This window comes from Streptomyces sp. SID11385, assembly GCF_010548245.1.
GTDB lineage: Bacteria > Actinomycetota > Actinomycetes > Streptomycetales > Streptomycetaceae > Streptomyces.
On sequence record NZ_JAAGLR010000252.1, the window covers coordinates 1 to 9,194 of the forward strand.

Here is a 9,194-nt window from a genome sequence, read left to right on the forward strand (position 1 = left end):
CGCGGCGCGACCCGTCTCCCCGCGTGGTGCGTCCCGTTCGCCGGGCCGCTTGTCAGTGGTCGGTCGTACCGTGGAGGACATGCGGCCCGTAACTCAGATCGAACGCACGGTGGCGCCTTTCGAGGTCGTCAGTCCGTACTCGCCCAGCGGTGACCAGCCCACCGCCATCGCCGAGCTGGAGAAGCGCGTCAAGGGCGGGGAGAAGGACGTCGTCCTGCTCGGCGCGACCGGCACCGGCAAGTCGGCGACCACCGCGTGGATGATCGAGCGGCTCCAGCGCCCGACGCTCGTCATGGCGCCCAACAAGACCCTCGCGGCCCAGCTCGCCAACGAGTTCCGCGAGCTGCTCCCGAACAACGCGGTCGAGTACTTCGTCTCGTACTACGACTACTACCAGCCCGAGGCGTACGTCCCGCAGTCGGACACCTACATCGAGAAGGACTCCTCGATCAACGAGGAGGTCGAGCGGCTGCGGCACTCCGCGACGAACTCGCTGCTCACCCGCAGGGACGTCGTCGTGGTCGCCTCCGTCTCCTGCATCTACGGCCTCGGTACGCCGCAGGAGTACGTGGACCGCATGGTCCCCCTCAAGGTCGGCGACGAGCTGGACCGCGACGAGCTGCTGCGCCGCTTCGTCGACATCCAGTACACGCGCAACGACGTGGCCTTCACGCGCGGCACCTTCCGCGTGCGCGGCGACACGATCGAGATCTTCCCCGTGTACGAGGAGCTGGCCGTCCGCATCGAGATGTTCGGCGACGAGATCGAGGCCCTCTCCCTGCTCCACCCGCTCACCGGCGAGGTGATCAGCGACGACCAGCAGGTGTACGTCTTCCCCGCCTCGCACTACATCGCCGGTCCCGAGCGCATGGAGCGGGCGATCAACGGCATCGAGAAGGAGCTGGAGGAACGCCTCGCCGAGCTGGAGAAGCAGGGCAAGCTCCTGGAGGCGCAGCGGCTGCGGATGCGGACGACGTACGACATCGAGATGCTGCGCCAGATCGGCACCTGCTCCGGCGTGGAGAACTACTCGATGCACTTCGACGACCGCGAGCCCGGCTCCCCGCCGAACACCCTGCTCGACTACTTCCCCGAGGACTTCCTCCTCGTCATCGACGAGTCCCACGTCACCGTCCCGCAGATCGGCGCGATGTACGAGGGCGACGCCTCACGCAAGCGCACCCTCGTCGACCACGGCTTCCGCCTCCCCTCCGCGCTGGACAACCGGCCGCTGAAATGGGAGGAGTTCCAGAAGCGCATCGGTCAGGCGGTGTACCTCTCCGCGACCCCGGGGAACTACGAGCTGTCCCGCTCGGACGGCTTCGTGGAGCAGATCATCCGCCCCACCGGGCTCGTCGACCCGGAGATCGTCGTCAAGCCCACCGAGGGCCAGATCGACGACCTCGTCCACGAGATCCGCGAGCGCACCGAGAAGGACGAGCGCGTTCTCGTCACGACGCTCACCAAGAAGATGGCCGAGGACCTCACCGACTACTTCCTCGAACTCGGCATCAACGTCCGCTACCTGCACAGCGACGTCGACACGCTCCGGCGCATCGAGCTGCTGCGCGAGCTGCGGTCCGGTGAGTACGACGTCCTCGTCGGGATCAACCTGCTCCGCGAGGGCCTCGACCTCCCCGAGGTCTCCCTCGTCGCGATCCTCGACGCCGACAAGGAGGGCTTCCTGCGCTCGGGGACCTCGCTCATCCAGACCATCGGGCGCGCCGCCCGCAACGTCTCCGGGCAGGTCCACATGTACGCGGACAAGATCACGCCGGCGATGGAACGGGCGATCGACGAGACCAACCGCCGCCGCGCCAAGCAGATCGCGTACAACACCGAGCGCGGTATCGACCCGCAGCCGCTGCGCAAGAAGATCAACGACATCGTCGCCTCGATCGCGCGCGAGGAGGTCGACACCGACTCCCTGCTCGGTACGGGATACCGGCAGGCCAAGGAGGGCAAGGGCGCCAAGACGCCCGTGCCCGCGCTCGGCGGCAAGGCCACGGCGGAGACGGGCAAGGCGGCGAAGGGCAAGGGCAAGGCCGCCAAGGGCAAGGCCGCGAGCACGCCGACCGACCAGCCGGGTGCCGCGCTCGCCCAGCAGATCGAGGAGATGACCGACCGCATGCGGGCCGCCGCCGCCGACCTTCAGTTCGAGGTGGCCGCACGACTGCGCGACGAGGTCTCGGAGATGAAGAAGGAACTGCGGCAGATGAAGGAGGCGGGGGTTGCCTGAGGAGCCGGGGCGGGGGCCTGGTGGTCCTGGGCGAGGGCCTGGTCCTGGCCCTGGGCAGCGGCCGCCGGGAGCCTCCGGTGGCTCGGTCGCACCCGCGCCCGGTGCCTGCCCGTCCCCGGGAGGGTGAGGCGCGCCCTGCCCCTGACCGGGTCACCCGCCCGGGTCATGTGCTCCGCCTCCGTGTCCCGGGACGGCCACAATCCGCCGTACGGGGGCTGCGCCGCGCCCCGCCGCCGTGCGAGGGTCGGGGCGGGCGCTCTCCGGGGGAGCGCCCTGTGACGCAGGCACGGAAGGTGGGGACACGTGACGGTCAACTTGGCCAAGGGACAGGGCATCAGCCTGGAGAAGGGCGACGGGGGAGCGCTGACGGCGGTCCGGATGGGGCTCGGCTGGCAGGCCGCGCCCCGCAAGCGGGGGCTGCTCAGCGGACTGATGCGCCCCCGGGAGATCGACCTGGACGCCTCCGCCGTGCTCTTCAGCGGGAAGAAGTCGGTCGACGTCGTCTTCTTCCAGCACCTCACGAGCAATGACGGCTCGATCCGGCACACGGGGGACAACCTGGTCGGGGGAGCGGGGCAGGGGGACGACGACGAGTCGATCCTCGTCGACCTCCAGCGCGTGCCGGCGCACGTCGACCAGATCGTCTTCACGGTGAACTCCTTCACGGGCCAGACCTTCCAGGAGGTCCAGAACGCCTTCTGCCGGCTCGTCGACGAGACGACCGGGCAGGAGCTGGCCCGGCACACCCTGGCGGGCGGCGGCCCGTACACCGCGCAGATCATGGCGAAGGTGCACCGCGCGGACGGCGGCTGGCGGATGACCGCGCTCGGCACGCCCGCCCAGGGCCGTACCTTCCAGGATCTCGTGCCGGCGATCCTGCCCCTGCTCTGAGAGCGGCCCGGGTACCGGTGCGGGCTGGGTCCCAGGTCCCAGCCCGCTCCGGGCACCCCCTCCACCTGCGTTTTTGGGTTTTCTTTTACTTGCGCCTTTACATCTCTTGGGTATCCCCGTAGCTTGTGAACAGCGGAGGGGAGTACTCCTCAAGCGGCGTACCCGTCAATACGGACCGTTCGGGTCCCGGGGCGTCGGCCATGCGCATGAGTGTGCGTGGTGGAAGAGACCTCCGGCAGCGACGAGCTGATCGAATGCCGTGACGTACTGCCGGAGGCGCAGTGAACATCTCTCTCACCGTTTGGCTGATCACGATCGTGGCCCTGCTGGCCATGATCGCGGTCGACTTCCTCATCGGACGCAAACCCCACGAGGTCTCCCTCAAGGAGGCCGGGATCTGGACGGTCGTCTGGATCGCCCTCGCGTGTCTCTTCGGCGTCGGGCTGCTGGTCTTCGCCGGGGGCACCCAGGGCAGCGAGTTCTTCGCCGGGTTCATCACGGAGAAATCGCTCAGCGTCGACAACCTCTTCGTCTTCGTGCTGATCATGGCGAAGTTCGCGGTCCCCGCGAAGTTCCAGCAGCGCGTGCTCCTGGTCGGCGTGCTCATCGCGCTGGCCCTGCGGACCCTCTTCATCCTCGCGGGCGCCGCGATGATCGAGAACTTCTCGTGGATCTTCTACATCTTCGGCGCCTTCCTCCTCTACACCGCCTGGAAGCTCATCAAGGAGGCGCGCGAGGAGAACGAGACCGAGGAGGAGTTCGAGGAGAACAAGCTCCTCAAGTCCCTGGAGACCCGCTTCGGCGTCGCCGACAGGTACCACGGCACAAAGCTCTTCGTCCGGCAGCACGGCAAGCGGATCATGACGCCGATGCTCGTCGTGATCCTCGCCATCGGCACGACCGACGTCCTCTTCGCCCTCGACTCCATCCCGGCGATCTTCGGGCTCACGCAGGACCCGTACATCGTCTTCACGGCGAACGCCTTCGCGCTGATGGGGCTGCGCCAGCTCTACTTCCTCATCGGCGGACTGCTCAAGAAGCTCGTCCACCTCAGCTACGGGCTCTCGGTCATCCTCGGCTTCATCGGGGTCAAGCTCGTGCTCCACGCCCTGCACGAGAGCGGCGTGCACGTGCCCGAGATCCCGACGACCGTCTCGCTCGGCGTCATCGTCGCCGTCCTCGCGGTCACGACCGTCACGAGCCTGCTCGCCACGCGCAGGCAGCGCGAGGCCGAGAAGGCCGCCGGGAACGGTACGGAGCACGCGGCGGTGGGCGCGCGGACCGAGCGGCACGAGCACACGGACGCGGCCCAGCCGTCCAGGGACGGGGACGACGGGGCCGGACCGAGGCGCTGACCGTACGCGGCACGCCTCACGCGTGGTCCTCGCCCGCCATGGGGACGGGCGGGGACCACGCTTCTTCACGGCCGGGCCCGGCGTGATAGACCTCGGTCCAGCTTCAGCCCCGGACCGGAGGACCCCATGCCGCACACCTTCACGACCGCCCCGCTCATGGTGCTCAACGGGCCCAACCTGAACCTCCTCGGCAAGCGGCAGCCCGAGGTCTACGGCACCGACACGCTCGCCGACGTCGAGGCGCTGTGCGCCCGTACCGCCGAGAAACTGGGTGGCCGCGCCGACGCCCGGCAGAGCAACCACGAGGGGCAGCTCGTCGACTGGGTGCACGAGGCGCGCGAGCACCACTGCGGCATCGTGATCAACCCCGCCGCCTACTCGCACACCTCCGTGGCCCTCCTCGACGCCCTCCAGGCGTGCGAGGGGCTGCCCGTCGTCGAGGTCCACCTCTCGAACATCCACCGGCGCGAGCAGTTCCGGCACCACTCCTACGTCTCCCTGCGCGCCGACGCCGTCATCGCTGGCTGCGGTCTCCAGGGCTACGGCTTCGCCGTGGAGCGGGTCGCGGCGCTGCTGGGCTGAGGACCGGCCACCAGCACGGGGGCGTCTGCGCCCGTACGCGCGCCGGGCCTCACCAGCCCCGGGCCCGCCACTCCCCGAGGTGCGGGCGCTCGGCGCCGAGCGAGGTGTCGTCGCCGTGGCCCGGGTAGACCCAGGTCTCGTCCGGCAGCGGCGCGAAGACGCGCTCCTCCACGTCGTCGATGAGCTGCCGGAAGGCCGCCGCGTCGCCGCGTGTGTTGCCGACCCCGCCGGGGAAGAGCGAATCGCCCGTGAAGACGTGCGGGGCGCCGTCCGGGTCGTCGTAGACGAGCGCGACCGAGCCGGGGGTGTGCCCGCGCAGGTGCCGTACCCCCAGCTCGACGCGGCCGACCCGCACCACGTCCCCGTCGTCGAGCGGCGCGTCCGTGGGCACCGGGATGCCCGCCGCGTCCTCGCGTCCGGCGCAGGTCAGCGCCCCGGTCGCCGCGACGACCTCCGCGAGCGCCTGCCAGTGGTCGGGGTGCTGGTGGGTCGTGACGACCGTGCGCAGCCCGTCGGGGCCGATCAGGCGGAGCAGGGTCCCTGGCTCCGCCGCCGCGTCGATCAGCAGTTGCTCGCCCGTCTCCCGGCAGCGCAGCAGGTAGGCGTTGTTCTCCATCGGGCCGACGGCGACCTTGGAGATGATCAGCTCGCCCAGTTCGTGCGCCTCGGCGGGACCGCCCACCCGCACTTTTCCGCTGTACGTCATGCGGCACACCCTAGAACGCCCCACTGACAGCCCCCGGGACCGCCCGTGACGGCGGCGTCCCGCGCGCCGTTGTGACGGTGAGCACAGCCCGCCCGGTCCCGGCGCGGTCCCCGCCGAGGCGCCCGGCGTCAACCCGCTTCCGTCGCTTTGGCTCGTACGAGTGAAGAAGCCCGGAGGCGGCCCGGAATCGAAAGTGCGTGCTATACGCTCGGGGGTGCGGTCACGAGGCATGCTGGAGGGGGCGACCGGGGCAGGGTGACAAACCCTGCGGAATCATCACGGTTCCCCCGACGTTCTTGACGGGGACGCACTCTCGACAGGGGCACAGCCCTGACAGGGACGCGGTCTCGACAGGGACGGTGGCGGCGCAGGCGCCCCACCCCCGTGACAGCCCATCGCCGGGACGGCGCGCGCGGACCGGACCGGAAGGTCCCGTACCGCGGGCACAGACCCGTCCGTGCCCGATGGTCCAGACATTTTCCGAAGCAGGGTGCGCCCGGCTTCACCGATCAGAAAGGTGCGGACCGGCGTGGCCGACCGTCTCATCGTCCGTGGAGCACGCGAGCACAATCTGCGGAACGTCTCGCTCGACCTCCCCCGGGACTCCCTGATCGTCTTCACGGGACTCTCCGGCTCGGGCAAGTCATCCCTCGCGTTCGACACGATCTTCGCCGAGGGGCAGCGGCGCTACGTGGAGTCGCTCTCCTCGTACGCCCGGCAGTTCCTCGGCCAGATGGACAAGCCGGACGTCGACTTCATCGAGGGCCTCTCGCCGGCCGTCTCGATCGACCAGAAGTCCACCTCGCGCAACCCGCGCTCCACGGTCGGCACCATCACCGAGGTCTACGACTACCTCCGCCTGCTCTTCGCGCGCATCGGCAAGCCGCACTGCCCCGAGTGCGGACGCCCCATCGCCCGGCAGTCGCCGCAGGCCATCGTGGACAAGGTCCTCGGCCTGCCCGAGGGCAGCCGCTTCCAGGTCCTCTCGCCGCTCGTGCGCGAGCGCAAGGGCGAGTTCGTCGACCTCTTCGCCGATCTCCAGACCAAGGGGTACAGCCGCGCTCGCGTGGACGGCGAGACCGTCCAGCTCAGCGAGCCGCCCCAGCTCAAGAAGCAGGAGAAGCACACGATCGAGGTGGTCGTGGACCGCCTCACGGTCAAGGAGAGCGCCAAGCGCCGCCTCACCGACTCGGTCGAGACCGCGCTCGGTCTCTCCGGCGGCATGGTCGTGCTCGACTTCGTCGACCTCGACGCCGACGACCCCGAGCGCGAGCGGATGTACTCGGAGCACCTGTACTGCCCGTACGACGACCTCTCCTTCGAGGAGCTGGAGCCGCGCTCCTTCTCCTTCAACTCGCCCTTCGGCGCCTGCCCCGAGTGCACCGGCATCGGCACCCGCATGGAGGTCGACCCCGAGCTGATCGTCCCCGACGAGGACAAGTCCCTCGACGAGGGCGCCATCCACCCCTGGTCGCACGGGCACTCCAAGGAGTACTTCGGCCGCCTCGTCGGCGCTCTCGCCGACGCCCTCGGCTTCCGCACCGACATCCCGTGGGCCGGACTGCCGCAGCGCGCCAAGAAGGCACTGCTGCACGGGCACCGCACCCGCATCGAGGTCAGCTACCGCAACAGGTACGGGCGCCAGCGCACCTACACCACCGCCTTCGAGGGCGCCGTGCCCTTCGTCAAGCGCCGCCACTCCGAGGCGGAGAGCGACACGAGCAGGGAGCGCTTCGAGGGCTACATGCGCGAAGTGCCCTGCCCGAGCTGCCACGGCACCCGGCTCAAGCCGATCGTGCTCGCGGTCACCGTCATGGGGAAGTCCATCGCCGAGGTCTCCGCGATGTCGATCACCGACTGCGCGGACTTCCTCACCGAACTGCGGCTGAACGGCCGGGACAAGAAGATCGCCGAGCGGGTGCTCAAGGAGGTCAACGAGCGGCTGCGCTTCCTCGTCGACGTCGGCCTCGACTACCTCTCGCTCAACCGCGCCGCGGGCACGCTCTCCGGCGGCGAGGCCCAGCGCATCCGGCTCGCGACGCAGATCGGCTCCGGGCTCGTCGGCGTCCTCTACGTACTCGACGAGCCCTCCATCGGGCTGCACCAGCGCGACAACCACCGGCTCATCGAGACCCTCGTGCGCCTGCGCGACATGGGCAACACCCTCATCGTCGTCGAGCACGACGAGGACACCATCAAGGTCGCCGACTGGGTCGTCGACATCGGCCCGGGCGCCGGCGAGCACGGCGGCAAGGTCGTGCACAGCGGCGAACTGCCGGGACTGCTCAGCAACAAGGAGTCGCTGACCGGGCAGTACCTCTCCGGACAGCGGGCCATCGCCGTCCCCGAGGTCCGGCGCCCCACCGACCCGAAGCGGAAGCTGACGGTCTTCGGCGCGAAGGAGAACAACCTCCGGGACATCGACGTCTCCTTCCCGCTCGGTGTCCTCACCGCCGTCACCGGGGTCTCCGGGTCCGGCAAGTCCACGCTCGTCAACGACATCCTCTACACGCACCTGGCGAGGGAGCTGAACGGCGCCCGCTCGGTCCCCGGGCGGCACACCCGCGTCTCCGGCGACGACCAGGTCGACAAGGTCGTGCACGTCGACCAGTCGCCCATCGGCCGTACCCCGCGCTCCAACCCGGCCACGTACACGGGTGTCTTCGACCACGTCCGCAAGCTCTTCGCCGAGACGACCGAGGCGAAGGTGCGCGGTTATCTGCCGGGCCGTTTCTCCTTCAACGTCAAGGGCGGCCGGTGCGAGAACTGCTCCGGCGACGGCACGATCAAGATCGAGATGAACTTCCTCCCGGACGTCTACGTGCCGTGCGAGGTCTGCCACGGTGCCCGGTACAACCGGGAGACCCTGGAGGTCCACTACAAGGGCAAGTCCATCGCCGAGGTCCTGGACATGCCGATCGAGGAGGCGATGGACTTCTTCGAGGCCGTCCCCGCCATCGCGCGCCACCTGCGCACCCTCAACGACGTCGGTCTCGGCTACGTCCGGCTCGGCCAGTCCGCTCCGACCCTCTCCGGGGGCGAGGCGCAGCGCGTCAAGCTCGCGAGCGAACTCCAGAAGCGCTCCACGGGCTCCACGGTCTACGTCCTCGACGAGCCGACCACCGGGCTGCACTTCGAGGACATCAGCAAGCTGATCAAGGTGCTGTCCGGTCTGGTCGAGAAGGGCAACACCGTGATCGTCATCGAGCACAACCTCGATGTGATCAAGACCGCCGACTGGGTCGTCGACATGGGCCCCGAGGGCGGCAACGGCGGTGGCGTGGTCGTCGCCGAGGGCACCCCCGAGGAGATCGCCCAGGAGCCCGAGAGCCACACGGGCCGCTTCCTGAAGGAAGTGCTCGGCACCCCGGCGACCGCCGCGCCCGCGCGCAAGGCGGCCCCGCGCAAGCGGGCCGCGGGC

The 9,194-nt window shown here is 69.6% G+C and carries 6 protein-coding genes; 5 read left to right on the forward strand and 1 reads right to left on the reverse strand.

What is annotated here, in order from left to right; all coding sequences use genetic code 11:
• Nucleotides 1-79: 79 nt before the first annotated feature.
• From uvrB to aroQ, 4 genes are all read left to right on the forward strand, one after another.
• Nucleotides 80-2,239 (forward strand): excinuclease ABC subunit UvrB, encoded by a 2,160-nt coding sequence (gene uvrB / locus G3I42_RS07715; protein ID WP_164283639.1) that lies wholly within the window; start codon nucleotides 80-82, stop codon nucleotides 2,237-2,239.
• 303 nt (nucleotides 2,240-2,542) lie between these two features.
• Entirely contained in the window at nucleotides 2,543-3,130 is a 588-nt protein-coding gene (locus G3I42_RS07720) for a TerD family protein (protein WP_164283641.1), read from the forward strand.
• A gap of 281 nt (nucleotides 3,131-3,411) precedes the next feature.
• Nucleotides 3,412-4,485 (forward strand): TerC family protein, encoded by a 1,074-nt coding sequence (locus tag G3I42_RS07725; protein WP_164283643.1) that lies wholly within the window; start codon nucleotides 3,412-3,414, stop codon nucleotides 4,483-4,485.
• A gap of 126 nt (nucleotides 4,486-4,611) precedes the next feature.
• A complete protein-coding gene (aroQ, locus tag G3I42_RS07730) occupies nucleotides 4,612-5,067 on the forward strand; it encodes a type II 3-dehydroquinate dehydratase (RefSeq protein WP_164283645.1) in 456 nt (151 codons plus the stop codon).
• Between the two features lie 49 nt (nucleotides 5,068-5,116).
• Here the strand turns inward: aroQ and G3I42_RS07735 are convergent, their stop codons facing one another.
• Complete coding sequence (locus G3I42_RS07735; protein ID WP_164283647.1) at nucleotides 5,117-5,773, reverse strand: MBL fold metallo-hydrolase; 657 nt, start codon at nucleotides 5,771-5,773, stop codon at nucleotides 5,117-5,119.
• 529 nt (nucleotides 5,774-6,302) lie between these two features.
• On the opposite strand from G3I42_RS07735, the gene uvrA reads away from it, so the two are divergent.
• Nucleotides 6,303-9,194: excinuclease ABC subunit UvrA (gene uvrA, locus G3I42_RS07740; protein WP_164283649.1), on the forward strand; the 2,892-nt coding region annotated here is incomplete at its 3' end.